Origin of the sequence: Methylobacterium longum, assembly GCF_022179385.1 — a bacterium.
Lineage (GTDB): Bacteria > Pseudomonadota > Alphaproteobacteria > Rhizobiales > Beijerinckiaceae > Methylobacterium > Methylobacterium longum.
In genome coordinates this window covers 1-24,531 of the sequence record NZ_BPQS01000040.1, presented here as the reverse complement: position 1 = coordinate 24,531, position 24,531 = coordinate 1, and the positions used below count along the sequence as shown (strand labels likewise).

General features: G+C 68.7%; 19 protein-coding genes, 2 tRNA genes and 2 pseudogenes. 12 read left to right on the top strand and 11 right to left on the bottom strand.

All coding sequences use genetic code 11. From position 1 onward, the window contains the following. Positions 1–99: 99 nt before the first annotated feature. On the bottom strand, positions 100–1,797 hold the full coding sequence (locus MFF58_RS24065) for a putative bifunctional diguanylate cyclase/phosphodiesterase (RefSeq protein WP_238291542.1): 1,698 nt from the start codon (positions 1,795–1,797) through the stop codon (positions 100–102). Positions 1,798–2,484: 687 nt separating this feature from the next. Then, positions 2,485–3,892 (bottom strand): annotated as a pseudogene (locus MFF58_RS24060) (amidase). A gap of 103 nt (positions 3,893–3,995) precedes the next feature. Here MFF58_RS24060 and MFF58_RS24055 point away from each other — a divergent pair. After that, positions 3,996–4,559 (top strand): TetR/AcrR family transcriptional regulator, encoded by a 564-nt coding sequence (locus MFF58_RS24055; RefSeq protein WP_238291541.1) that lies wholly within the window; start codon positions 3,996–3,998, stop codon positions 4,557–4,559. A gap of 310 nt (positions 4,560–4,869) precedes the next feature. Here the strand turns inward: MFF58_RS24055 and MFF58_RS24050 are convergent, their stop codons facing one another. The 3 genes from MFF58_RS24050 to MFF58_RS24040 all read right to left on the bottom strand — a co-directional run bounded on the left by MFF58_RS24050 (position 4,870) and on the right by MFF58_RS24040 (position 6,569). Beyond that, positions 4,870–5,553 carry a type 1 glutamine amidotransferase domain-containing protein gene (locus MFF58_RS24050; RefSeq protein WP_238291540.1) on the bottom strand — a complete coding sequence of 228 codons (684 nt, stop codon included), beginning with the start codon at positions 5,551–5,553 and terminating at the stop codon, positions 4,870–4,872. An 80-nt stretch (positions 5,554–5,633) separates the two neighbouring features. Then, positions 5,634–5,882, bottom strand: coding sequence for a hypothetical protein (locus tag MFF58_RS24045; RefSeq protein ID WP_238291539.1), 249 nt, complete (start codon positions 5,880–5,882; stop codon positions 5,634–5,636). 84 nt (positions 5,883–5,966) lie between these two features. Next, the gene (locus tag MFF58_RS24040) at positions 5,967–6,569 is read right to left on the bottom strand and encodes a TetR/AcrR family transcriptional regulator (RefSeq protein WP_238291538.1); all 603 of its coding nucleotides are present in this window, start codon (positions 6,567–6,569) and stop codon (positions 5,967–5,969) included. A 349-nt stretch (positions 6,570–6,918) separates the two neighbouring features. Here MFF58_RS24040 and MFF58_RS24035 point away from each other — a divergent pair, with 349 nt between their 5' ends. Beyond that, on the top strand, positions 6,919–8,298 hold the full coding sequence (locus MFF58_RS24035) for an HD-GYP domain-containing protein (RefSeq protein WP_238291537.1): 1,380 nt from the start codon (positions 6,919–6,921) through the stop codon (positions 8,296–8,298). A 532-nt stretch (positions 8,299–8,830) separates the two neighbouring features. On the opposite strand, the gene MFF58_RS24030 is transcribed toward MFF58_RS24035, so the two are convergent. The 4 genes from MFF58_RS24030 to MFF58_RS24015 all read right to left on the bottom strand — a co-directional run bounded on the left by MFF58_RS24030 (position 8,831) and on the right by MFF58_RS24015 (position 12,376). Further along, a complete protein-coding gene (locus MFF58_RS24030; RefSeq protein WP_238291536.1) occupies positions 8,831–9,886 on the bottom strand; it encodes a YihY/virulence factor BrkB family protein in 1,056 nt (351 codons plus the stop codon). Positions 9,887–10,112: 226 nt separating this feature from the next. Beyond that, on the bottom strand, positions 10,113–11,393 hold the full coding sequence (locus MFF58_RS24025) for a SulP family inorganic anion transporter (protein WP_308445480.1): 1,281 nt from the start codon (positions 11,391–11,393) through the stop codon (positions 10,113–10,115). 199 nt (positions 11,394–11,592) lie between these two features. Continuing rightward, positions 11,593–11,844, bottom strand: coding sequence for a hypothetical protein (locus tag MFF58_RS24020; RefSeq protein ID WP_238291534.1), 252 nt, complete (start codon positions 11,842–11,844; stop codon positions 11,593–11,595). A gap of 175 nt (positions 11,845–12,019) precedes the next feature. After that, positions 12,020–12,376, bottom strand: a complete 357-nt coding sequence (locus MFF58_RS24015) for a hypothetical protein (RefSeq protein WP_238291533.1) — start codon at positions 12,374–12,376, stop codon at positions 12,020–12,022. A gap of 271 nt (positions 12,377–12,647) precedes the next feature. Between MFF58_RS24015 and MFF58_RS24010 the strand changes: the two genes are divergently transcribed. From MFF58_RS24010 to ccoS, 9 genes are all read left to right on the top strand, one after another. Next, complete coding sequence (locus MFF58_RS24010) at positions 12,648–12,902, top strand: hypothetical protein (RefSeq protein ID WP_238291530.1); 255 nt, start codon at positions 12,648–12,650, stop codon at positions 12,900–12,902. Between the two features lie 381 nt (positions 12,903–13,283). Continuing rightward, on the top strand, positions 13,284–14,978 hold the full coding sequence (gene ccoN / locus MFF58_RS24005) for a cytochrome-c oxidase, cbb3-type subunit I (protein WP_373323382.1): 1,695 nt from the start codon (positions 13,284–13,286) through the stop codon (positions 14,976–14,978). Between the two features lie 63 nt (positions 14,979–15,041). Further along, positions 15,042–15,788, top strand: a complete 747-nt coding sequence (ccoO, locus tag MFF58_RS24000) for a cytochrome-c oxidase, cbb3-type subunit II (RefSeq protein ID WP_238291529.1) — start codon at positions 15,042–15,044, stop codon at positions 15,786–15,788. A 5-nt stretch (positions 15,789–15,793) separates the two neighbouring features. Beyond that, positions 15,794–15,943, top strand: a complete 150-nt coding sequence (locus MFF58_RS23995) for a cbb3-type cytochrome c oxidase subunit 3 (RefSeq protein WP_238291528.1) — start codon at positions 15,794–15,796, stop codon at positions 15,941–15,943. A gap of 3 nt (positions 15,944–15,946) precedes the next feature. Continuing rightward, positions 15,947–16,825 carry a cytochrome-c oxidase, cbb3-type subunit III gene (gene ccoP / locus MFF58_RS23990; protein ID WP_238291527.1) on the top strand — a complete coding sequence of 293 codons (879 nt, stop codon included), beginning with the start codon at positions 15,947–15,949 and terminating at the stop codon, positions 16,823–16,825. Positions 16,826–17,002: 177 nt separating this feature from the next. Continuing rightward, on the top strand, positions 17,003–18,508 hold the full coding sequence (ccoG, locus tag MFF58_RS23985) for a cytochrome c oxidase accessory protein CcoG (RefSeq protein WP_238291526.1): 1,506 nt from the start codon (positions 17,003–17,005) through the stop codon (positions 18,506–18,508). Then, a complete protein-coding gene (locus tag MFF58_RS23980; protein ID WP_238291525.1) occupies positions 18,505–19,017 on the top strand; it encodes a FixH family protein in 513 nt (170 codons plus the stop codon). The genes ccoG and MFF58_RS23980 overlap by 4 nt, the downstream gene beginning before the upstream one ends. 12 nt (positions 19,018–19,029) lie before the next feature. Next, entirely contained in the window at positions 19,030–21,342 is a 2,313-nt protein-coding gene (locus tag MFF58_RS23975) for a heavy metal translocating P-type ATPase (RefSeq protein WP_238291523.1), read from the top strand. Positions 21,343–21,349: 7 nt separating this feature from the next. After that, positions 21,350–21,487 carry a cbb3-type cytochrome oxidase assembly protein CcoS gene (gene ccoS, locus MFF58_RS23970; RefSeq protein WP_238291521.1) on the top strand — a complete coding sequence of 46 codons (138 nt, stop codon included), beginning with the start codon at positions 21,350–21,352 and terminating at the stop codon, positions 21,485–21,487. Positions 21,488–22,123: 636 nt separating this feature from the next. Here the strand turns inward: ccoS and MFF58_RS23965 are convergent. Then, positions 22,124–22,197 (bottom strand) — tRNA-Gln (locus MFF58_RS23965). 294 nt (positions 22,198–22,491) lie between these two features. Between MFF58_RS23965 and MFF58_RS23960 the strand changes: the two genes are divergently transcribed. Further along, positions 22,492–22,581 (top strand) — tRNA-Ser (locus tag MFF58_RS23960). Between the two features lie 942 nt (positions 22,582–23,523). Here MFF58_RS23960 and MFF58_RS23955 read toward each other — a convergent pair. Then, positions 23,524–24,531 (bottom strand): annotated as a pseudogene (locus tag MFF58_RS23955) (hypothetical protein); the annotation flags it as partial.

Sequence of the window (24,531 nt, the reverse complement as noted above, 5' to 3'; positions counted from 1 at the left end):
TCGCGATCCATCGCGGTGGGCCGCGGAGCCGGGAGGTGTCGGTCCGGATAGACAACGCGGAGGTAAGGGCGCCGCTTGCGCGTCACCGGCCCTGCCCGTTCAACCGGCCAACCGCTCGAGGCTGCCGGACGCCCGGACGAGATCCGCGAACTGCGCCGCCGGCAGCGCCTTGCCGTAAAGGTAGCCCTGCCCCTGCCGGCAACCCATCTCCACCAACCGCGCCTCCTGATCCTTGGTCTCGATGCCCTCCGCGATGATGTTGAGGCCTATGTCGTTCCCGATCTGGACGATGGCGCGCACGACGGCGGCATCGTGCCGCTCGGCCATCAAATCCCGAACGAAACCCCGGTCGATCTTGAGGCGCGTCAGCGGGAACCGCTTGAGCGAGCTCAGCGAGGCATAGCCCGTGCCGAAATCGTCGAACGCGATACCAACCCCCCGGCGATGGAGGTCGCGGAACTGGTCGAGGTCGGCCTCGTCGACGCTCAGCACGATGGTCTCAGTGATCTCGAGCTCCAGCATCCCGGGTGACAGCCGGTGCCGCCGGAGCGCGTCGACGACGTCCGACGCGAGCGTCCTCGACCGCACCTGAGCGGCGAACAGGTTCACGCCCATCCTCATCACCGGATGGCCGGCATCGCGCCACAGTGCGGCCTGTCGGCATGCCTCCTCGACGACCCACTGCCCCACCTCCAGGGCCAGGGGATGATCCTCCAGATGGGACAGGAAGGCGCCTGGCAGAAGCAGGCCGCGCTGGGGATGTTGCCATCTCAGGAGGGCCTCCGCGCCGACGATGCGCCCGGTCTCGAGAGCGACCTGCGGTTGGTAGTGCAGCACGAACTCGCCCGCTCGGGCCGCCGCGTGCAGCTCGGCTCGCATGGCCAGCCGGGATAGCAGCGCGCTGCGCATCGCGGGCTGGAAGGCGCGAAATCGGCGCTTCCCCTCTTGCTTCGCTCGAAACATGGCCAAGTCGGCATTGCCGATGAGCTCCTCCGCGGAAGCGCCCTGCGTCGAGCCGACGGCCCCGCCGATGCTGACTCCGATGTGGAAGGTGTGGCATCCGACCCGGAGGGGGGCGCCGAAGGCTTCGAGGAGCGTCGTCGCGCTCGCGGCGAGCGTCGGGGTGTCGCCCGCGTTCGGCAGCATGACGGCGAACTCGTCGCCACCGAACCTCGCCAAGACCGCATTGGCTCCGAGCCACGCCGGCAATCGAATCGCCAGGGTTTGGAGCAGCGCATCGCCCGTGCTGTGCCCCCAACTGTCGTTCACCTCCTTGAACCCGTCGAGGTCCAGCATGAGGACGCCGACGGCGTTTCCGGCCGCCAGCCGGGCATCGAGCGCCTCCTCGAAGCAGGCGCGGTTCGGCAATCCGGTCAGGAGGTCATGATGGGCCAACTGGACCAGACGCTCGTCGCGCGCCCGCCATTCGGAGATGTCCCGCAGGATCGCGCCGAAGCCGAGGCCGGAGCGGTCCCGCCACATCGAGAGCGTGAACTCGGCGGGAAACTCACCGCCGTCGCGGCGGCGGGCCATGACCTCGACCGTTCGACCGGACAGACGCGAGGGCTCGTGGCGGGCCATCCGCGCCATGCCGGCCTCGTGGCTGGCACGGAATCGCTCCGGAACGATCAGATCGATGTTCGCGCCCAACAATTCGCCGATACTGTAGCCGAAGAGGGCTGCGGCGGCCGCGTTCGCAAAGGTAATGCGGCCCCTCTCGTCGCTGGTGATGAAGGCATAGGTGGCGGCCCGAGCCAGACCGAAGGCACCCGCAACTTCCGTTACGGGGTGATCCAAGTCGCCCTCGTGCGGCGCAAGACAATCTGCTGTGATCTCAATCATCGCACGTCATCACCGAATGGCGTCCGCAAACCGTGACGAAGGCGTCGCTGATGTATGTTATAAAAAATGGTTTAAGCAATAATTTCATTTGCACCGCATACGGGTTCGAAGATTGCTAGATTTTCTGCCTTTTCGAGGTGAGTATTTGCCGCACAGAGGCATGGCAGAACAATCCGGCGTGCCCGGCCCACGGTCACCCACCCCGCCGCCCCGAAGACTGGCCCGCGTGTTGGAAAAGCATTTCCGACACTGTGGCGAGGTCACAGGGGCCGAGGAGGCGTGATATTCCCTGGCGTGCGCCTGCCTCCGAAACCGTTGGTAGCGACCGACGTCTTCGATGGGATCGGACGGCTGCCGAATGACGGCGTTCGGGGCGTTGCGAAGGCCGGCTGGATGACCGACCGGGGTCGGATCCGGAACGACCGCCTCTGCCGACCCCACCGTGGCGGGACCCGTTCGGGTGTCATCTGGCCTCGTCGGCCTGGGCCGGCGAGAGACGGACGATGGGGCATACCGCATACGATCCGGCCACAAGACGGCGGCCGCCCTGGAACCGGGGCCGAGAGCGCGGCGCAACGCGCGTCCTCAAACCTCAGGAGTCCCGGGGACCCGGTGAATGGCCCCCGGCGAGGTCCCCTCCCTTCAGACGCTGGGGTGCAGGCTGCGGACCGGGCTGATGCCCTCCAACACCGAGGCGGCATAGAGGAGCTTGATCTCCTCCTGCCAGCTTCCCACGAGTTGCACGTTGATGGGCAGGCCCTCGCGGCTTGTTCCGAACCGCATCGACAGCCCCGGCAAACCCGTCACGTTCAGGGGTACGGTCGCGCCCTGCAGGTAGGTGAGGTCGACCACTTCGCCGTTGACGACGAGTTCGGTGATGCCGTGCCTGTGCGCCGGCACCGGCAGCACCGGGGTCAGCAGCACGTCGAAGTTTCGGAAGTAGGCTGCGTAACCGTCCCGCAGCCGCTCCGCCGCCTGCTAGGCCAGCGACGTAGTCCTCGACCGAGGTGTCCGGCAGGGACAGCATCGTCTTGGCCATCTTGTACATCTGGTCTTCATGTCCAGACGTCGCCTCGCGGAAGGCCGGCTTCATCTCCATGACGTGGAGCTTGTTGAACACGTCGAGGGCGAAGTCGCGTTCCAAGGCAGCAATGCGCACCTCTTCCACGAAGTGCCCCTCACCCTTGAAGGCCTCGGCCGCCGCGCGCAGGGTCGCGACGACCTGCGTGTCGATGGGTCCGAAGCCCGGCCCGACCATCCAGCCGATCCTGAGTGGGCGGTCCGGCGCGGCACCAATGCCCGCGTTGAACGAGACGGCGCTCGTGGCGAAGGCGTCCTGCCCGTCGGGACCGGCGAGTTGTGAGAAGGCGAGCGCGAGGTCGCGGATCGAGCGCGCCATCGGGCCGACGTGCCAGAAGCGGCGGGGCGCGCGCGGCCATATGCCGGTCATCGGGATGCGACCGTGGGTGGCCTTCAGCGCGGCGATGCCGGTCTGCGCGGCCGGACCGCGCACAGAGATGGCGAGGTCGGTGCCAAGGCCGAGCGGCGACATGCCCGCCGCGATGGCCGCCGACTCGCCGCCGCTGGAGCCACCCGGCGTGCGGTCGAGGTCCCAGGGGTTATTCGATCGGCCGGAGAGCAGGTTGTCGCTCTCGATCCAGTAGGAGAACTCGGGAAGGTTCGTCTTGGCGAGCAGGATGCCGCCGGCCGTCCTCAGGCGGGCGACGCTGGTGGCGTCGGCAGCCGGCACCCGGCCCTTGAAGATGGGCGAGCCGCGCTGGGTCGGCACACCCTCGGTGTCGATGGAGTCCTTCACGGTGAACGGCACACCGTGCAGGGGGCCGAGTTCCCCGCCGGCCATGACCGCCGCCTCGGCCTGTCTCGCGGCGGCCAGCGCTCCCTCGGCGACGATGACGATGGCGTTGACCTGAGGATCAACGGCTTCGATGCGGTCGAGATGGGCTTTGACGACCTCGACGGGCGACAGCTGCTTGCTCCGGATCAGCGCGGCCAGTCCGGTGGCATCGGTGAAGAGGATGTCCTGAGCCATGATGGTGTACCTACCTGTCGTTAGGCAGTCGAGAGCTAGGACTGGATTTCCCGCCCGTCAAGGCCTAACTAACGGTTGGTAGGTTTGGCAGCTGGAGGCAGAGGTGAGCACGAGCGCGAAGGAGACGATCCTGGCGGCCGCCAGGAAGACCGCGCAGGCGCACGGCTACGGCGGGCTGAGCTACCGCGATCTCGCCGCCGAGGTCGGCATCAAGGCGGCGAGCATCTACCATCACTTCGCCAGCAAGGCGGACCTCGGCGCGGCCGTGGCGCGGCGCTACTGGGAGGACACCGCGGCCGAACTCGATGCGATGCTGGCCGAGACCTCGGACCCGCTCCAATGCCTGCGGCTCTATCCGGGCACTTTCCGCCGGTCGCTCGAGGACGGGAACAGGCTCTGCCTGTGCAGCTTCATGTCGGCCGAGTACGCCAACCTGCCGGAGTCCGTGCAACGAGAGGCGCTGGGCTTCGCCGACGTCAACATCGCCTGGCTCGCCAAGGTGCTGGTCATGGCGGGGACGGCAAAGCCCGAGGACAGCGAGGCCCGGGCCGGGGCCATCTTTGCCGCCGTATCCGGCGCCCAACTCTACGCCAGGAGCCGCTCGGACCTGTCGCAGTTCGACACCTTGATCGAGAGCTACCGCGCCTCGGGCCTCCTGCCGGCGTAGAGTTCGGTTTCCCGTGCGGTCGGGGCGGTCGGTTCACCGTCACCGGGGCGCGAAGGGCCCCGTCGAGCCGAGGGCCATGCTCGTTCGGAGCAGGGATGGACCTCGGCCCAGGGTCAAGGGCCGGATGTCCCGCATCCGACCCCGCTCAGACGTGGCTGGCGCTGACCAGCCACCCCAACAATCCGTCTTATGGCGTCGCTGCCTGCGTCGGGAGCAGGGACAGCGACGCCGCCGGAAACCAGCAAGTTGATGCGGTCGCCCTCCGCGAAGACCGGGATCGTCAGGCGCGCGGGTTGACCGCCCCCGGCAGTCATCCCTTGCGGAAGAGAGCCAGAAGGCGCTCGGCCGCCGGTCCGGACGAGGCCGGGTTCTGCCCGGTGATCAGCAGGCCGTCGGCGACGACGTACGGCTCCCAGTCGCCCGCCTTGGAGAACGCGCCGCCGTTCCGCTTGAGCGCGTCCTCGACCAGGAAGGGGACCACCTGGGTCAGGCCGACTGCCTCCTCCTCGGTATTGGTGAAGCCGGTGACAGCCTTGCCCTCGACCAGCGGCTTGCCGTCGGGCGCCTTCACATGGCGCAGCACGCCGGGGGCGTGGCAGACCAAGGTCACCGGCTTGCCGGCCTTGAAGGTGTTCTGGATGAGCCGCACCGAGGCGGGGTCCTCGGCGAGGTCCCACAGCGGACCGTGCCCACCGGGGTAGAAGACCGCGTCGAAGCCCTCGTGGGTGACGCCGTCGAGGCGGACCGTGTTCGACAGGACGGCATTGGCTTCGCTATCGGCTTCGAAGCGGCGGGTCAGGTCGGTCTGGAAGCCGGGCTCGTTGCTCTTGGGGTCGAGCGGCGGACGGCCACCCCTGGGCGATGCCAGGACGATTTCGGCGCCGGCATCCTTGAACACGTAATAGGGCGCGGCGAGTTCCTCCAGCCAGAAGCCGGTCTTGCGGCCGGTATCGCCGAGCTGGTCGTGAGAGGTCAGCACCATCAGGATCTTCATCGTCGTTCTCCGCGGTCAGAGGGTGGGTGAAGGTTATGGGAAAGACGGCTCGAACAGCCGCGCCTGCGCCCGCCGGCGTGTCAGTTGTGGTGCGAGGATATCCAGGCATCGGCGTGATCGGCAGCCGTCTCGCGGGCCGGCGGGATTTCGGCTCTCTGATGGGCGCCGTCGGCGCGGCGGACATCCGGGTCAGCCGCCATCCGGACCGCCCCGATGACCTCCAGGGTGATGCGCTCCTCGGCGGAGGCCGCCGTGCCGCCGAATAAGGCGGCCCCGAGTTCGGCGAGCAGCAGGTAGGGGGCGACGGGATATGCGGTTCGCGGTGTCATGGTTTGCTCCTCTGTTCGGTCTTGAGTAGACTGGTCGTCTACAATGTGAGCTTGACGAGTCGGGCGTTGCGATTGCCACGCAGGTCAGGCCTGTTGCCGATTCAGGATGCGCCGCGTCGTCTTCATCGCGGCGTGGAACGGCACGTCGGTGCGTTCGATCTTCGCCATGAGGCTCGCGCCGAGCCACAGGTGGTACAGCGTCTCGGCCGTTGCACGAGGCTCGCCGTCGATCCGGAGCGACCCCTCGGCGATGCCTGCCTCGATGGCCCCGGTCACACGGTCGATGATCCCGGCCGTGCCCGCCTTGAGCGCCAGCCGCATGGGCTCGGACAGGTCCGAGACTTCCGCAGCGAGCTTCACCGCGAGGCACTTGCGCTGGTAGTCGATGCTGCCCTGTGTCGCCTGCCACTTGCCCCAGTAATTCATCAGGCGCTCGGCGTGGTTCAAGCCGGTCTCGGCGAGGGTGACGTCGATGTCAGCGAGATACGCCTCGAAGTAATCGGCCAGGAGAGCTTCGCCGAAGGCCTCCTTCGAGCCGAAGTAGTGGTAGAACGAGCCCTTCGGGACACCGGCCGCGGCGAGGATCTCGTTGAGGCCGACGCCCGAGAACCCCTTCGCGCCCACGATACGGTGGGCGGTGTCGAGGATGCCTTGCCTCGTGTCGATGTTGCCGCTGACGCTTGCCATGACGCTGACATAGGAACGATTAGACCGGTCGTCTAGTGGCCCGCGCGAGATTTCTGAGGCACGGATCGGGAGAACGCCCTTGGCCGACCCGACGGCAGGATGGCCAGCGCAGAGGCCGTCCCCGTCGATGCCGACGAGGCGCGGGGAGCCAGATGGGCGAAGAGGTGCTGTTCGATCGCGGTCGATCGCAGCCTCGACGTCCGTCCGGATGCCGGAGAAGCCGACACGCGGATCGTCCTGCCGGGCGTCCCGCCCGCTCGAACACGCCCGCGGCGCAACGTTTTAATCAGCTTCTATCGGCAGTCTTGCCGCCTATTGAGGCCTATAGGGCAAGAGACGGGCGGGAACGATGCAGACCGTGACGGGCCGGAGCGAAGAAGCCAGGACGGTCCAGCTATCGGAAGTCCTCGGGGCTCTGAGCCACGCCCTCGACCTGACGGAAGGTCAGCCCGTCGGGCATTGCGTGCGGGCGACCTGGATCGGCTTCCACGTGGGCCGGGCGATGGGTTTGCGCGACCTGCAGCTCTGGGAACTCTACCACACGGTGATGCTGAAGGACCTCGGGTGTTCCAGCAACGCCGCGCGTATCTGCGAGCTCTACCTGTCCGACGATCTCAGCTTCAAGCGCGACTTCAAGACGGTGAGCGACAGCCTGCCCAAGGTACTGGGCTTCGTCTTCTCCCACACGGGTCTCAAGGCAGGCCTCGCGGAACGCTTCCGGGCGGTGCTCAACATCCTGCAGAACGGCGGCGCGATCGTCGACGACCTCATCCAGACGCGTTGTCAGCGCGGTGCCCAGATCGCCCGCCAGCTTCGTTTCCCGGCGAGCGTCTGCGAGGCCATCCACGCGCTGGACGAGCACTGGAACGGCAGCGGGCGACCGGACCACCTCGCCGGGCCCGCGATCCCGCTCTACGCCCGCGTGGCGCTTCTGGCCCAGGTGGTGGACGTCTTCCACACCGCGGCCGGCCCCGCGGCCGCGATCGCCGAGGCGCGCGCGCGCGCGGGAACGTGGTTCGATCCTCAGGTCGTCGCTTGCTTCGAGTCGGTCGCGGCCGAACCCGGCTTCTGGGAGACCCTTGCCTCGGACGAGGTCGAGGAGGCGGTGTTCGCGCTGGCGCCCGGCAGTCCGATCGTCGTGGACGAGGACTACCTCGACGATATCGCCCGGGCCTTCGCTCAGATCATCGACGCCAAGAGCCCGTTCACCTCCGGCCACTCGGAGCGGGTCGCGGTCTACGCCGACATGATCGCGGCCGAGCTCGGCTATACGCCGGAGCGTCGCCGCTGGCTGAAGCGCGCCGCGCTTCTCCACGATGTCGGCAAGCTCGGCGTCTCGAACGCCATCCTCGACAAGGCCGGCAAGCTGGACGACGCGGAATGGCGCGATATGCGCAATCACGCCTCCCTCTCCGAGACCATCTTGATCCGCGCGGCAGTGTTCCACGAGATGGCCAGCATCGGCGGCGGCCACCATGAGCGGCTGGACGGCAAGGGGTATCCGCGCGGGCTGCGCGGCGATGCGATCGCACCCGAGACGCGCGTCGTGTCGGTGGCCGATGTGTTCGACGCCCTGACCGCCGACCGGCCCTACCGGGCGGCCATGTCGCTCGAGAAAGCGCTCGGCATCATGCGGGCGGACATCGGAACGGCCTTCGATCCAATCTGCTTCGCGGCTCTGGAGAGGGCGCTCGCCGCGATCGAGGGCGATCTCGCCCGGGCGGCTTGACCCGGACCGCCCGCGAAAAATTCTCCGACTCTTCTACCGGACGGGGACCATCCTGCTCAGGCCACCGTTCGTGGTGCCGCCGCGGGGCGACACGTCTCGTGAGGTCAGGACGATGACCGCGCGCACCGCCCATCCGCAGGACGGCGAGCTGCAAGCCCGAAGGAACAGTGAGGTGAAGATGCGGGCAAGCATGCGCTGGACGTCCAAGTCGCGGAGATGGCGGGCGTCGAGCGCCGGTAGAGCTCTCGACCTCGATGAGGTGAAGGATGCACCGTCGGCCGGTAGATGCTCATAGCAATTTCGCTTGCATTTGATGCAACCGGAATTGCAGCTTCTGATTGCATAAACTCTGGCCAAGCAAATCCAGTCGGAACACTGATCTGCTCGATCCCGGGAACAGGCTCGATCGGCATCGAAGGTCACGCCGGGTCGGTAGAAGGCCGTCCCCCTGTCCCGCGAAACGTTTGCGGAGCGGACCGGCGCCGTCGTCCCGAACCTCCGCGGCGATCTTCTTCGCCTCGCCGTTACCCGGTCAGCCTTCCGGCGGTCCGATCGTGTCCGCCGCATGGGCGTCGCGAGACCCGAGCGGCTTCGGCCTCCCGGTCGTGCTGTCGCGTGCAGTCTGACGCTCGATCTCGGCGTTCAACTTGGCCCCAAGAAGCACGATCACCACCGAGAACCAGATCCACGTCATGAACCCGACTCCCGCCCCGAGTGAACCGTAGATCCTGTTGTAGCTGTCGAAGCTCGCCACGTACCAGGAGAACGAGACCGAGGCACAAACCCAGGAGACGGCCGCGGCGACGCCACCCCAGCTCACCCACCGCCACTTGGCCTCGCGCCGACTGGGTCCGTACCGATACGTCACGGCTAGGCCGAGGCTGACGAGGACGAGCAGTCCCGGCCAGCGCACGAGGCGCAGCGTGACATCCGCCAGCACGCCCAGACCGAGCTGATTGAGCGCGATCGGTAGAATGACGACCAGGCTGGTAGCCGTCAGGGCAAACAGGATGCCGCTGAGCGTGAACAGGAAGGTGGTGGCGTAGAAGCGCATCAGCGAACGCTTCTCGCGCTCCCTGTAGATCACATTGAGCGCATCGAAGAGGGCGCTCACGCCCGAATTCGCGCTCCAAAGGGCGATTAGGACGCCCACCAACGAGGCTGTGCTGAGCGCGCCGGTGCTCTGCTGGGCGACGCGCACGAGCTGGTCGGACAGGAGGTCGAGGACGCCGCCTGGCAGCACGCCCGCGAGGAGGCTCACGTGCTGGCTGATGGCATGGGGGTCCGAGAACAGACTGTAGACCGACACGATGGTGGCGAGCGCTGGGAAGGTCGCCAACAGGGTGAAAAAGGCGACCCCCCCGGCCGTTGCGAAGACGCGATCGCGCGGGACGGAGTACAGGACCCTCCAGAAGACGTCCTTCCACCCCATGGCCGGGATCTGGGCAGGGTCGTCCGCGGTTCGCCCGCGCCCAGGTTCGCGCGCGCGGCTCTGTGCGAGGGTGAGGCTTCTCGGGCTAGGCCGGCGCGTGCTGACGGAACGCCAATCTTCGCCCTCGTCCTCGTCGTGGGTCTCGTCCGGGTTCACGAGGGATCCTGCGCGGCGATGTATCCGGACGCACTATGCGCTGTCCGAGCGTGGCGCCAACCGCGTCGGCCCTTTCGCCGCATGACAAAGCGGACCTTCGGCTTCGAGCGGGCCGTCGTCTGCCTGATCTTCGCGTCCGCGACGGCACTGCAAGCCAAGGTCGCGACAATGGCCTCGACGACGGCAGTTGCAGAAAGAGAGGGCTGCCGCAGGGATCGGCGGCCCTCTAAGAACGCTCGACCGGTTCGCCTCCCCGCATCAGGGCGAACGCCACGGCCAGCGCGCAACCGACGACGATTCCGGCGGTCAGGTCCCGCAGCAAGGTCAGGCCGAAGGTGACGAGCAGCACGGCTGCGGTGTGCCGCACTCTGAGCAGCCGCACGAACTCGGCCTTCTCGGCCATGTTCCACGACACGACCACCAGCACGCCCGCCAGCGCCGCGAGCGGCACGAAGCCGGCCAGCGGGCTGGCCACCAGCATGAACAGCAGCAGGAAGGCCGCATGCAGCATGCCCGAAACCGGGCTTGCTGCCCCGGCGCGGACGTTGGTCGCCGTCCGGGCAATGGTCCCGGTCACGCTGATGCCGCCGAACAACGCGGAGGCGACGTTGGCCACGCCCTGGGCGACCAGCTCCATGTTCGGGCGGTGGACGCGGGCGGTCATGCCGTCGGCGACCTTGGCCGACAGCAGGCTCTCGACGCCGCCCAGGAGCGCGAAGGTCAGGGCCGTCGGGAGGATGTCGGAGAGCAGCGGCCGCGTGATCTGCGGCAGAGCCGGCATCGGCAATCCATGCGGCAGGCTGCCGAAGCTGCTCGCGATGGTGGCTACGTCGAACTGGAATGCCCAGGCGAGGATGGAGGCGGCCGCAACGGCCACGAGCATGCCGGGAAAAGCGGGCTTCCACCGCTGCAGCGCGAACACCGCCGCAGCGACCCCGGTGCCCAGGGCGAGCGCGGCCGGGTTGAGCGTGGGGAGCGACTGCGCAAGGGCGGCCAGCTTCGGAATGACCGGTCCGGGCTCCTCGCCCGCCAGCCTCAGGCCGCCGAGTTCCCGCAACTGGCTCGCCAGGATCGTGCAGGCGATGCCGGCGGTGAATCCGATCGTCACCGCATGCGGGACGCGATTGATCAGCGTGCCCAGCCGGAGCGCTCCGACCGCGGTCAGCATCAGGCCGGAGAGCAGCACGGCCAGCAGCATGCCGTCGACGCCGAAGCGGGCGACAGTCGTCGCGACGAGGACGATGAAGGCGCCGGCCGGCCCGCCGATCTGGAAGCGGCTGCCGCCGAGGGCCGAGACGAGGAAGCCGCCGACGATGGCGGCGTAGAGGCCGCGGTCCGGCGCGACCCCGGAGGCGACGGCGATGGCCATGGAGAGCGGCAGGGCGACGATGGCGACGGTCAATCCCGCCACGAGGTCGCGGCGCAAGGCCGATAGGCGGTAGCCCTCCGCCAGTACGGTCAGGAGCTTGGGTCTGTAGAGGTGCGCGGTGGCGGCGCCGTTGGGCATGGCGATGAAGCTGTCGAATCCGGAAGGCGAGAATGACCCGGCAGCCAAGCTCACGGGAAGGGCCTTGGCATTGATTTATCGCAACGGTGCCCCGTGCCTGCATCCTCGAAACGAGACGGCGGCGCGAGCGATTGGGCCGGCGATCACGGGCTGCATGCCAGCCTTCGGGCCCGCGCCAGGAGGCCGTCCGGTAAGGCGTTCAGGACCCGGAATGCGCCGCGCCGTCGCGTTCGAACCTCGCCACCGCGTACAACCCGGCCCAGAGTTCGACCATGTCCTCCTCGCCGACAAGCTCGAGAGCCTGGCGTCGTGCCTCATCATCGGAGTCGGCGTGCAGGGGGACCATGTCGACGATGCGGCCACCCCGGGCCACCAGGAAGGCGCGATAGGTTGTGGCCGGAGCGGGTGGATGGACGGGGCTCGCGGCAACGTCGCGCGTGACGTGGAACATGGTGGATGACCCTTCTCGGCAGCGGGCGGAACCAGATCGGCCGTCCGCCCCGGCGGCGAGGCGTGTCCGGGCTCGGAAAGCGCGTCCCGGCCACCCGCCGGGACGTGACCGGGGCCTGATCCAGGTCGGGGGTTGTCCGCGCCCGCCGTGCGTCGTGGCCGGCGCGGGATTCCTCCTACGGCAGGGCGCCCATGAGGCGCTTGGCGTCGGTGAGGATGTTCTCGCAGGCGCGCTGATTGCCCTCCCGGTCCTCCTCAAGGGCCTCGCGGATCAGCAGGCGGGCGGCGGCGACGTTCTCGCGGGTGGGCTTCATCTGCGGGTCGCTCGGTGCCTCGGCGAGCGCGCGGGGCAGAGCCTTGACCGAGCCGGTGGTCAGGGTGTGACCGGGCTCCAGACCAGCGACGCGCACGGCGCCCAAGCTATCGAGGCGGCGCTGCAGGGCGCCGACCTGCTGCGCGCACGGGGTTGCGAGCGCGGGCAGGACGGAACCGGCCAACAGGCCGGCGGCGAGAACGGCAAGTGAGGTACGCATAGCTTCGTTTTCCTTGGCAGTCGGGCAGGTAGCGACCGTACCGGACGGCCTCTCGTGCGACGCAGCGGGAAACTCGGCCTTGCGCTGGATCAAGGAACGGGGGCGCGGGGCCTTCTGGGGTACGGCAGGTCGGACTGGTGTGCGGCGAGACGCTCCGGAGGACGCCAGTCGACCGCCGGAATGGTCGTGCCCATCGCCGTCCTTGATCCATCCCAAGGCCGGGCATCCCGGCGCGTGTGACGGCAGGGGCGTTCAGCCGGAGACACCCTCGATGAGCGCCCGCCCGCTTGCCCTCCTATGGAGCCCGCTCCGTGCCTTCACGGTGCTGTTCGTCTCGGCAATCCTCCTCGGGGGATTGGCGGTGGCCGGCGTGTGCGCGCTGCTTGTCGTGACCTTGGTTCTCAACGCCGGAGGCTTCGCGTTCCACGCGCTGGTCACCGGCACCAAGATCCTCGCGCCCCCGGTTCTGACGGCCATGATCCTGACGCGGGGGCTACTCGGGTTCTGCCGCCCGCTACGCGCTTGAGGCCACCCGGTCGTTAAGCCGCCGAAGGCGGGTTCACCGAAGTCCCGGCCCCCGCGGGCGGAGACGCCGCCCGTGGTTCGGCTCGACGGTTGAGGCGCTCGGTACGACCGGATGCCCGGCCCTCCGAGGGCGTCTGGCGTGGCGTTCGTCCCCGAGGCTCCGACATCGCCGGCCACCACCCGCCGTCATGCACGCCTCGCCGTCGCGATCGCGGACAGGGCACCGGCGGACGTCGCGGAGGGCGAGCGGCAGCCGGTTCGGGCCCCGCGCCCCGGCGGGACGGCGTGGCGGCGGGCCGTTTGATCGAGATCAAGGCTTGAGGGCGTCCCCGTCCCTAAGCGCCGACGTAGCCGTTCTTGCGTGGGGCGAATCGAGCGAGCCATGGCCGCGACACCAACATCCGCGACACCGACATCCAAGTACATGACCGAGGGGGAGGTCGGCCTCGGCGTCGCCCTCATGGTCGGGGCCCTCCTCTGCGCCCTGGCGTCGGCCCGGGCGGTCGATGCGCCGTTCTCCATCCATATGGCCGTCTTCGCGCTCGCCGCGCTGGCGGGCCTCGTCACCATCCTCAGGCGCTACGGAGCCCGGCCCGCCGCGCCGCCGCGGCAGGAGATCGACGGCAAACCCAACTACAATCTCGGACCGATCAAGTTCGCGACCGTCGCCGCGATGGCCTGGGGCATCGCCGGCTTCTCGGTCGGCTGCATCATCGCCTTCCAGCTCTGGGCGCCGTCGCTCAACCTCGGCCTCGAATACACGTCGTTCGGACGCCTGCGCCCGCTGCACACCTCGGCGGTGATCTTCGCGTTCGGCGGCAACGTCCTGATTGGGACGTCCTTCTACGTCGTCCAGCGCACCTGCCGGGCCCGGCTCGCGGGTGAGCTCGCGCCCTGGTTCGTGGTGCTCGGCTACAACCTGTTCATCGTCGTCGCCGGCACCGGCTACCTGATGGGCGTGACCCAGTCGAAGGAATACGCCGAGCCCGAATGGTACGCCGACCTCTGGCTCACCGTCGTCTGGGTCACTTACCTGCTCGTGTTCCTGGCCACGCTCCGGAAGCGGACCGAGCCGCACATCTTCGTCGCGAACTGGTTCTACCTCGCCTTCATCGTGACCATCGCCATGCTGCACATCGTCAACAACCTGGCGATGCCGGTGAGCTTCCTCGGCTCCAAGTCGTATCCGATGTTCGCGGGCGTGCAGGATGCCCTGATCCAGTGGTGGTACGGCCACAACGCGGTCGGCTTCTTCCTCACCGCCGGCTTCCTCGCGATCATGTACTACTTCGTGCCCAAGCGCGCCGAGCGGCCGATCTACTCCTACCGGCTGTCGATCATCCACTTCTGGGCGCTGATCTTCATGTACATCTGGGCCGGCCCACATCATCTACACTATACTGCCCTGCCGGACTGGGCGCAGACCTTGGGCATGACGTTCTCGATCATGCTGTGGATGCCCTCCTGGGGGGGCATGATCAACGGCCTGATGACGCTGTCGGGCGCCTGGGACAAGCTGCGGACCGACCCGGTCCTGCGCTTCATGGTCGTGTCGCTCGCATTCTACGGCATGGCGACCTTCGAAGGGCCGATGATGGCCATCAAGGCCGTGAACTCCCTGTCGCACTACACCGACTGGACCATCGGGCACGTGCATTCGGGCGCCCTCGGTTGGGTCGCCTACATCTCCTTCGGCGCCCTCTACTGCCTCGTCCCGTGGCTGTGGAACCGGCGCGAGCTCTACTCGCTCAAGCTCGTCGAGTGGCATTTCTGGATCTCGACGCTGGGCATCGTCCTGTACATCACCTCGATGTGGGTCGCCGGGATCATGCAGGGGCTGATGTGGCGCGCCTACAACGCGCTCGGCTTCCTCGAATACTCCTTCGTCGAGACGGTGGAGGCGATGCAGCCCTACTACCTCGTGCGGGCGCTCGGCGGGGTGCTGTTCCTGACCGGCGCGCTGATCATGGCCTACAACCTCGCCATGACCATCGCGGGCAAGACCGCCGCCGAGAGCGATCCGCTGCCCGCGGACGGCGCGCTACCCGGTACCGCCGGCCTCGCGCCGGCCGAGTGAACCCAGCCCGGGGCCGTCCATCCGGCGGCCCCGCACCGTCTCCCGCATCACGGATATTGCCCGATGGCCACCGCCCAAGCCGGCCTCTGGAAGAGGCACGAGGTCTTCGAGAAGAACTCCATCATCCTGCTCCTCGGCGCGCTTCTCGTCGTGGCCATCGGCGGCCTCGTGGAGATCACGCCGCTGTTCTACCTGAAGAGCACCGTCGAGACGGTCGAGGGTGTCCGTCCCTATACGCCGCTCGAACTCGCCGGGCGCAACATCTACATCCGCGAGGGCTGCTACCTCTGCCACAGCCAGATGATCCGGCCGATGCGCGATGAGGTCGAGCGCTACGGCCACTTCTCGCTCGCCGCCGAGAGCATGTACGACCACCCCTTCCAGTGGGGCTCGAAGCGGACCGGTCCCGATCTCGCCCGCGTCGGCGGCAAGTATTCCGATCAGTGGCATCGCGAGCACCTGAAGGATCCGCGCGCCGTGGTCCCGGCCTCGATCATGCCGGCCTACGCCTTCCTGGACCGGCCCATCGACGCCGACGCCATCGCCGACGACCTGAAGGCCAACCGGGCGCTCGGCGTGCCCTACACCGACGAGATGGTCGCGCTCGCCCGGAGCGACCTGAAGGCGCAGCTCGATCCGGACGGGCCGGCCACCGCGGACCTGCAGCGCCGCTATCCCGGCGTCAGCGTCCGCGATTTCGGCGGCGACAAGGCCAGGATTGCCGAGATCGACGCCCTCGTCGCCTACCTGCAGGTGCTCGGCACGATGGTCGACTTCAAGATCTACGAAGACAAGAAGAACCTGAGGTGAGCGCCATGACCTACGAGAACGCATCCGCCTTCGCGCAGACCAGCGGCCTACTCTACTTCGTCACCATCTTCATGGCCGTTGCCGTCTACGCCTTCTGGCCGCGCAATCGCGCCCGGTTCGACGCGGCCGCCCATCTCCCCCTGAACGAGGACTGAGCCGTGGCCGATACCGCGAACCCCGGCACGCCGCCCGCGGCCCCGGAGACCACCGGGCACGAGTGGGACGGCATCGCCGAGTACAACAACCCGCTGCCGCGCTGGTGGCTCTACACCCTCTACGCCACCATCGTCTGGTCCTTCGGCTACTGGGTCGCCTATCCGGCCTGGCCGCTGGTGAGCGGCTATACCGGCGGGGTGCTCGGCTACTCCCAGCGCCAAACGGTCCTGGACGAGGTCGATGCGGTTCGCCGCGACCGGAACGCGCGCGGGCAGACGCAGCTCGCGGGTGCCTCCGTCGCCGAGATCCGCGCCGACCCGGCGCTGCTGCGCCTCGCGCTCGCCACCGGCAAGGCGGCCTTCGGCGACAACTGCGCCGCCTGTCACGGCACCTCGGCCACCGGACGGACGGGCTACCCCAACTTGCAGGACGACGACTGGCTCTGGGGCGGCAGCCCCGAGGAGATCGAGCGCACGATCCGCTACGGCGCGCGCTCGGGCAACGGCGAGGCGCATGTCGGCGATATGCCGGCTTTCGGACGCGACGGCGTCCTGAAGCGCGACGAGGCCGAGGCGGTGGCGAGCTACGTCCTCTCGCTATCGGGAAAACCGGGCGTTGCCGGGGCGAGCCTGGAAAAGGGCGCCGAGACCTTCGCCGGCACTTGCGCCGCCTGCCACGGTGAGACCGCGAAGGGAAATCCCGAGATGGGTGCGCCGAACCTGACGGACCCGATTTGGCTCTACGGCTCGTCGCCCGAGCAGGTCGTCGCGACGGTCATGAACGGACGCAAGGGCGTGATGCCGGCCTGGGAGGGCCGTCTCGACCCGGCCACGATCAAGTCGCTCGCGGTCTACGTGCACGGCCTGGGCGGCGGCCATTAGCGGGATGCCGGCCTGGCTCACCCGAGTGGGCCGGGCCGGAAGACGTCCCGCGAGCCACGCTCGGCGCGAGCAGCCCCGACCGTGGCTCCCCCCGGCTTGAGCGAGATCAAGGCGAGCCGCGCGACGGCGCCCTAACGGCATCGAGGCCGGCCTGCCGCCGGACGGAACTCAGGACCGATGTCGCTCGCCAGACCCACCCGGACAGTCGAGAAGGCCACGGCGCGGCGCGCCGGCAAGTTCGGCGCCGCCGCGACGCGGACGGCCATCCCGGCGGTAACCGGGTCGCTCTACGCCGCCCGAACCAAGATCCAGCCGCAGGCGGTCCGGGGCACCTTCCGGCGCATCAAGTGGGCGCTGCTCGCTGTGACGCTCGTCGTCTACTACGCGCTGCCGTTCATCCGCTGGGACCGGGGCCCGGGCGAACCTTCGCAGGCCGTCCTGCTCGACCTCGACCGCGGTCGCTTCCACTTCTTCTCCATCGCGCTCTGGCCGCAGGACGTGACCTACGTCATGGGTCTCCTGATCCTCGCGGCCCTGATCCTGTTCCTCATGAACGCCGTCGCGGGTCGCGTCTGGTGCGGCTATCTCTGCCCCCAGACCGTCTGGACCGACCTGTTCCTGGCCGTGGAGCGCCTGATCGAGGGCGACCGGCGCGAGCGGCTGAAGCTCGACGCGGCGCCCTGGTCGATGGAGAAGATCGCCCTCCGGACGATGAAGCATTCCATCTGGCTGCTGATCGCCTGGTGGACCGGAGGCGCGTGGGTCCTCTACTTCGCGGACGCGCCGACGCTGGTCGTCCAGCTCGCGACCTTTCAAGCGCCGGCACCGGCCTACGTCGCCATCCTGACCCTCACGGCGACCACCTACCTGCTCGCCGGCCACATGCGCGAACAGGTCTGCACCTACATGTGCCCCTGGCCGCGCATCCAGGCCGCGCTCACCGACGAGCACGCCTACAACATCCTCTACCGGGACGCGCGGGGCGAACCCCGCGTTTCCGTCAAGCAGGCCGCCGCGCTTCGCGCGGTCGGCAAGCCGGCCGGCGACTGCGTCGACTGCTTCGCCTGCGTCACCGCCTGCCCGGCGGGCATTGACATCCGTGACGGCCTGCAGATGGACTGCATCCAGTGCGGCCTCTGCGTCGACGCCTGCGACACGGTCATGGGCAGGCTCGGGCGCCCTGCGGGCCTGATCGGCTACGACACCGAGGCGAACCGCCGGAGCCGCGCCGCGGGCCGGGGCCCGGTGAGCCGCATCGTCCGACCGCGCACCATCCTGTACGCGACCCTCGTGGCGGGCATCGGCGGGTTCATGCTGTACCAACTCGGCGCCCGCAGCTTCATGGGCCTGAGCGTGCTGCACGACCGCAACCCGCTCTACGTGACGCTCTCCGACGGCTCGATCCGCAACGGCTACACGGTCAGATTGAGCAACAAGCGGCCCGGTGAGCGGCACTACGCCCTCGCCGTCGAGGGCCTCGCCGGGGCGCGCGTCGAGGTCGTGGGCGGCGCGCCGGGCGACCTGCCGGTGCCGTCCGATGCGACCCAGGAGTTCCGCGTCCTCGTCTTCGCCGCCGCGGACGCGCGGCCCGATCCGAGCGTCCAGCTCACCTTCCACCTCACCGATGCCTCGACGGGCGAGACCGCCCGGGCGCAGGACACCTTCAAGGCCCCCGCGCCATGACCGCCGCTCCGCCGATGCCGCCGCGTGCCTCGGGCCGCCTGACGGGCCGCAAGGTCATGGCGGTCTTCGTCGCCTTCTTCGGGACCGTCGCCGCCGCCGATACCGCGCTGTTCGTCCTGGCGACGCGGACCTGGTCCGGGCTGGAGGTCGCCTCGCCCTACAGGGCCGGCCAGCTCTACAACGCCGAGCTGCGCCACGCGCGGGAACAGGACGCCCTCGGCTGGCACCTCGATGCGTCGGTGGTCCGGCACCCGTCCGGGGTCGCGACCGTGACCGTGATTGCGGCCGACGGGGAGGCGCACCCGCTCCGGGGCAGAGCGCTGCATGCCCGGCTGGAGCGCCCGACCGACAAGCGGAAGGACGTGGCGGTCGACCTCGCGGAGGTCGCTGCCGGGACCTACGCCGCACGAGCCGAGCCGGTCGCGCGCGGGCAGTGGGACCTCGTCGTCGAGGTCGCCGGCGAGGACGGCGTCGCGTTCCGGCGCAGGCACCGAATCGTCCTGGACTGAGGGGGCATCCCGATGTGCTGCACCGACATGGCGCTCGCCTACGTGGAAGCCCACGCCTCTTGGGGCGCGGCGAACACCAAGCCCTCCCTCGGCCGGGATCACAGCGCCTTCGTCGCCGTCGCGCCGGACGGATCGGCCCGCGCGGAGTTCGCGGTCGAGGGCGTGCGCTGCGCCGCCTGCATGAAGGCCATCGAGCGCGGGCTCGCGCCCATGCCCGGTGTGGCCTCCGCGCGGCTGAACTTCTCGGACCGGCGCCTCGCCGTCACCTGGACACGTGAGGCCGAGCCCGACGTGCCTGCCATCCTGGCGGCGCTGGAGATGCTCGGCTACACGGCGCAGCCCTTCGCACCGGGCGGCCTTGCGGATGCGGAAGCCGCCGAGACGAAGCGCCTCATCCAGGCGCTCGCGGTGGCGGGCTTCGCGTCGATGAACGTGATGCTGCTCGCCATCTCGGTCTGGGCTGGCAACATCTCGGACATGAGCCCGGAGAACCGCGACCTCTTCCACTGGATCCAGGCCGTCATCGTCCTGCCGGCTGCCGCCTATGCCGGGCGCCCCTTCTACGAGGGCGCGGTCCGGGGGCTGCGGGCAGGCCGGGTCACGATGGACTTCCCGATCACGCTCGGCGTCGTCCTCACGCTGGTGATGTCAGTCGTGGAATCGCTGTCGGGTGCCACGCACGCCTACTTCGACGGCGCCGTGATGCTGCTGTTCTTCCTCCTGATCGGGCGCGTCCTCGACCAAGCCATGCGGCAGCGCACGCGCGCCTTCGCGGAGAACCTTGCGGCCTTGCGCTGTGAGCGCGCGACGCTCGCCGGGCCGGACGGCGGCCTGCGGGATGTCCCGCTGGCGGAACTCGCCCCGGGCGCCCGCATCCTCGTTCGGCCGGGCGAGCGGGTGCCGGCCGATGGCCTCGTCGAGAACGGCACCTCCGACCTCGACCAGAGCTTGGTCACCGGCGAGACCGCCGCCGTGGCCGTGCGCGGCGGCGACCGTGTCTTCGCCGGGGCGCTCAACGGCAGCGGCGCCCTGACGGTGCGGGTGACCGCGGCGGCCGGTGCGAGCCTGCTCGACGAGGTCGAGGGGTTGATGCGGCGAGCCCTGGAGGCGCGCTCGCGCGCCCTCGTGCTCGCCGACAGGGCGACGCGCCTCTACGTTCCCTTCGTCCACGCGGGCGCCGCCCTGACCTTCGTCGGCTGGCTCGCCGCGGGGGCCGGGTGGCACGCGGCGCTGCTCGATGCCGTCGCCGTCCTGATTGTCAGCCCGTGCGCGCTCGGGCTCGCGATTCCCGCCGTGCAGGTCGTCGCGGCCGGTGCCCTGTTTCGCGAGGGCGTGCTGCTCAACGACGGCACGGCCCTGGAGCGCTTCGCCCAGGTCGACACGGTCGTCTTCGACAAGACCGGCACACTGACCCTGCCCGAGCCCACCTTGTCGGGCGGACGCTACGCGCCCGCAGCTTTGGAGAGTGCGGCCCGGCTGGCCCTGTCGAGCCGGCACCCGATGTCGGCGGCCCTCGTCGCCGCGGCGGGTCCCGCCGAGCCGTTCCCAGGCGCGCAGGAGGCGGCCGGCCTGGGCGTGCGCGCGGTCGTCGGCGGCGTCGAGCTGCGGCTCGGCTCGGCCCGCTTTTGCGGGGCCGAGGCCGAGGCGGCGGCAGCGGTGGCGGCCGACCCGGAGGCCTCGGTGATCTGCTTCCGGGCCGGTGACGGGGCACCGGCCGCCTTCCCGGTGCGCCAGGGCCTGCGCCCGGACGCCGCCGAGGTCGTCGCCGGCCTGGCGGCGCTCGGCCATCGAGTGCTGATCCTCTCGGGCGACCGGGCCGCATCCGTCGAGGCGGTCGCCCGCCGCCTCGGCATCGCCGAGTGGGAGGCGGGGCTCACGCCGCAGGACAAGATCGCCCGGATCGAGGCGCTCGAGCGAGCCGGACGGCGGGTCCTGATGGTCGGCGACGGGTTGAACGACGCCCCTGCGCTCGCCGCCGCGCACGCCTCGCTCTCGCCGGTCACCGCCGCGCATGTGAGCCAAGCCGCCGCCCACGCGCTGTTCCTGGGACGAAGTCTCGCCCCGGTCCTGTCGGTGCTCGCCGCGGGTCGGCGGGCCCGACGGCTCATGCTTCAGAACTTGTGGTTCTCGGCGGTCTACAACGTGCTGGCGGTGCCGCTGGCGGCGACGGGATGCCTGACGCCGCTGATCGCGGCTCTGGCCATGTCGGGATCGTCCCTCGCCGTGACGGCCAACGCCCTGCGCGCCCGCCTCGCGACGATGCCCGCCCCGGTGCCGGCCGCGCACCGGCCCACGGCCCCAGCCCCGGTCGCCGGAACCTCCTGAGGCCGTCATGAATGTCCTCCTCCTCGTCATCCCCATCGCGCTTGGACTCGGCCTGCTCGGCCTGCTCGCCTTCCTCTGGGCGTTGCGGAGCGGCCAGTACGACGACCTCGAGGGCGCCGAGTACCGCGTGCTGCACGATGACTGACCTCGCGCTGGCGCCGACCCAGTCGGTTCCCATGCGCGTTCCTCACCGCGCCCGGACCGTGGCGGCGGCGACCTGCCTGCCCGGCCCTGGCGCTGGACCGCTCCCTGCGTTCCGAGACGTGCTCAAACGACAGTGGTGAGGCTTGGCCGCGCGCCGCATCGTCGCCGGTCCCCTGCAGGTGGCCGCCGATGTCATGGAGGGTCGGGCCTGTCCGGCCATTGGCTTCGGGCCTTGGTCTCTACGCTACCGCGAGCGCTCCGCACCGCAGGTCCCACTGCGGATGCGGCTGAGTGAGCCCTCTGCCGCACGGATGCGCTGCGGCTACCGCCGCCTGCAACCTGTTGCGGTGGGCGCGCTGGAAGGTGAACCCCACGCGCACCGACCGTCTCCAACCCCCTGGGTCGGCGGTTGCAGGGCTGCGCCCGGGTTAACCCGGGCCAAGCCGCTCCTGAAGGTCGTCGACTTGTGGCGCCGCAAGTCGACGACGCGTCCGCGCAAGATTGGTTTCGCGATCCCAGCTCCGCCGCTCACTCGCCGCGCATGGCGGCCTGTCTAGCTGGGGCGCGTAGAAGGGTGCCGACACCGCGGGGCGGCACGACTTTCGATTCAGCAATCAGGATGACTTAGGAAATCAGGTGGCTGGGGGACCTGGATTCGAACCAGGACTAGAGGAGTCAGAGTCCACCGTTCTACCGTTAAACTATCCCCCAATGAACCATTCTCTGGTTCGCGCTCCCGGAGCCGTCTCACGCCCGGGAGATAGAGCCCAGTCGTCAAGACCGGGCGGCCGTGAGATAGGGGGAAAGGCGCAACGGGTCAACTGCCGTGGCCTGCCTTTCTACGAAGCCAACGACCGTCGTGGCGCACAGGACGGTCAAGGTTCTCGAACAGCGCACGCCCATCGGCCCCGGGCGGCCTGATGCTTCGGCCCGGACGGGCTGCATGCTTACCGGTTGACGCGGGGTCCGCGGGAGCCGTAACCGTGAGCACCCGGATGCCGCCGGGGAAGGGTGGCCGAGTGGTTTAAGGCAGCGGTCTTGAAAACCGCCGTGGGGGCAACTCCACCGTGGGTTCGAATCCCACCCCTTCCGCCAGCATATCTCACCAAGTGGTTGAGATGGCTGCTACTTCTTCACAAACCTATTGTTTCACCCCAACGCTTACCCCAATGCCCCGGATGGCTACCGGCGAATGCCGGTGAAATTCGGTCAGCCGTGCTGCTCCCGTCATCACGGGGACGAGTGGATTCATACCTCGGCCGGCGCCCCCAACTACGCCGGTGTGGCCCGTTCGGCAGCGTGAAAAGAGGCGGTATGCCTTTGACGGATCGCGACCGCCTATATTTCGCTATGCACCCGAGGCGCTCATATCGCCTGCGCCGACAAACCCCTGCCGAGGCCACAGCTGGGCTGATCCTTCCGGCCGCGAACTTTGAGCCTTAATGCGTCGTGCGCCGCGCAGATGGTGCAGTTGTATCTTTCGACCTCGGGATTGGCGAAGCCTTAGAGGATCACGAATCCCAACTTCTCGCGTTCTTCGACAGCCTCTGGGTGCCAGATTGATCCCAGCCCGGAACCCATTCGAGGCCGCCGGGTCCGACCCGGCGCGGAGTTCCGCCATGCCGAACCCGGTCCACGACCAGTGGTGCAGCGCCGTCGCGTTCACCGATCAAGAAATGGCCGCAAGGCAGGATCGCGGCCAGCATCTCCAGCAGCGTCCTGCGGTCAAGGCGCGTTGTCGGCCTGCGCCGCCGAGTCTCTCTGTTGACCGCGCTCTCCACGTGGGTCAGCGCATCGTCGATTCACTGCACCAGTTTGCCAGCGGCGCTGACGTCGGAGGCGCCGTAAGAGTTCGCACTTCGCCGGCAGCGGGGCCCCGGCGCACCCTCATCATTTCGGCAAAGCGTCGAAGGCGTCGGCCAGCGCAGAGCGATGACGAACGCCTTCTTGCGGCGCTTCGGTCTAGGTGAGCGGTGCTCCAGACGCCGGGCAAGCGAGCGAGCACCATCAAGATTATTTCCTCCTAAAATAGGTTCATTACCAATGACTCATCAGGATTTCTAACATTTTGTTGGCTATACCTCTCGCTTCTGGGTGTTTGACGGCATATTGGATCACCTTCTTCTGCGCCGTCAAAGCCGCTACTCTCGCCTGCGAAGTAGAAGTAAATGTTCGGTAAGCGTAGCTGTTTGCAATTCCAGAGGCATTTGCTCCAACCATTCCAGAATTTGTAGTTGCTGGTTGAGGCATGCCTGTTGAGTTGATCGAACTCGTCGGGCTGACAGCTAGAGGCTGTGCTGCGTTGCCCGAAATAGTGGCTGTTGGGGCGAGGGAGCCTCCCGAGTCGGACACTGGAATGGTTTGCGCGTTGGTGGCACCGCCGACCGCGCCGGTCGAGTTGGTGACCGCCGAGCCGGGAATACCCGACGAGGTGGCGGCCGGATTGGTGGGGCTTGGTACGGCCGCCGCAATCGGGGGGCTGAGCGAGACGCTGGTCGGGCTGGTTGAACCCGTGGGTTCGACCGGTGTCGTATGGGCCATTCCACTCGCAGGCGCTGACGAGTCGGCGATGGCTGTTGGGTCAGTGGCCGGAGCGCTTGATGAGCTGGAGGCGGCGGGCTGCACGGCACTGGCCGACCCCGAAGTCTCGGGATGAACTGCGCTCGTCGAACTGATGGGAGTTCCAATAGGGGTGCCGGTGCTGTCGCCGGCGATGACGACGTTGTCGCTGGTGGGCTGCGTGACCGGCGGCGGGGCGACCTGGGCAGGCGGCTCCACTGACGATGGCGTCGTGGGGACCGGATTGGTCGGAGCCGGCGTGGTGGATACTGGAACGGGCTCGACCGGCGCGGATGGAGTCGCGGGGCCGCCGTTGAGAGCGGTTGCGCCGTACATCCCCGGATCCTTGCCGTCGGGGGCGGAGACACGGTCGAGGGCGACGGTCGGGTTGGATCCGTCGTTCGAGTACGCCCGAATGTAATCGATTTTCATGTTCTGGCCGACATCCGTCGCGCCGTCCTGCGTGGCGAGGTTGGCCATCAGGTA

Excerpts from the sequence above, each read along its gene's own strand:
- MFF58_RS24050 (WP_238291540.1), bottom strand. The coding sequence starts at position 5,553 with ATGAAGATCCTGATGGTGCTGACCTCTCACGACCAGCTCGGCGATACC.
- MFF58_RS24045 (WP_238291539.1), bottom strand. The coding sequence starts at position 5,882 with ATGACACCGCGAACCGCATATCCCGTCGCCCCCTACCTGCTGCTCGCC.
- MFF58_RS24040 (WP_238291538.1), bottom strand. The coding sequence starts at position 6,569 with ATGGCAAGCGTCAGCGGCAACATCGACACGAGGCAAGGCATCCTCGAC.
- MFF58_RS24035 (WP_238291537.1), top strand. The coding sequence starts at position 6,919 with ATGCAGACCGTGACGGGCCGGAGCGAAGAAGCCAGGACGGTCCAGCTA.
- MFF58_RS24025 (WP_308445480.1), bottom strand. The coding sequence starts at position 11,393 with ATGCCCAACGGCGCCGCCACCGCGCACCTCTACAGACCCAAGCTCCTG.
- MFF58_RS24020 (WP_238291534.1), bottom strand. The coding sequence starts at position 11,844 with ATGTTCCACGTCACGCGCGACGTTGCCGCGAGCCCCGTCCATCCACCC.
- MFF58_RS24015 (WP_238291533.1), bottom strand. The coding sequence starts at position 12,376 with ATGCGTACCTCACTTGCCGTTCTCGCCGCCGGCCTGTTGGCCGGTTCC.
- MFF58_RS24010 (WP_238291530.1), top strand. The coding sequence starts at position 12,648 with ATGAGCGCCCGCCCGCTTGCCCTCCTATGGAGCCCGCTCCGTGCCTTC.
- ccoN (WP_373323382.1), top strand. The coding sequence starts at position 13,284 with ATGGCCGCGACACCAACATCCGCGACACCGACATCCAAGTACATGACC.
- ccoO (WP_238291529.1), top strand. The coding sequence starts at position 15,042 with ATGGCCACCGCCCAAGCCGGCCTCTGGAAGAGGCACGAGGTCTTCGAG.
- MFF58_RS23995 (WP_238291528.1), top strand. The coding sequence starts at position 15,794 with ATGACCTACGAGAACGCATCCGCCTTCGCGCAGACCAGCGGCCTACTC.
- ccoG (WP_238291526.1), top strand. The coding sequence starts at position 17,003 with ATGTCGCTCGCCAGACCCACCCGGACAGTCGAGAAGGCCACGGCGCGG.
- MFF58_RS23980 (WP_238291525.1), top strand. The coding sequence starts at position 18,505 with ATGACCGCCGCTCCGCCGATGCCGCCGCGTGCCTCGGGCCGCCTGACG.
- MFF58_RS23975 (WP_238291523.1), top strand. The coding sequence starts at position 19,030 with ATGTGCTGCACCGACATGGCGCTCGCCTACGTGGAAGCCCACGCCTCT.
- ccoS (WP_238291521.1), top strand. The coding sequence starts at position 21,350 with ATGAATGTCCTCCTCCTCGTCATCCCCATCGCGCTTGGACTCGGCCTG.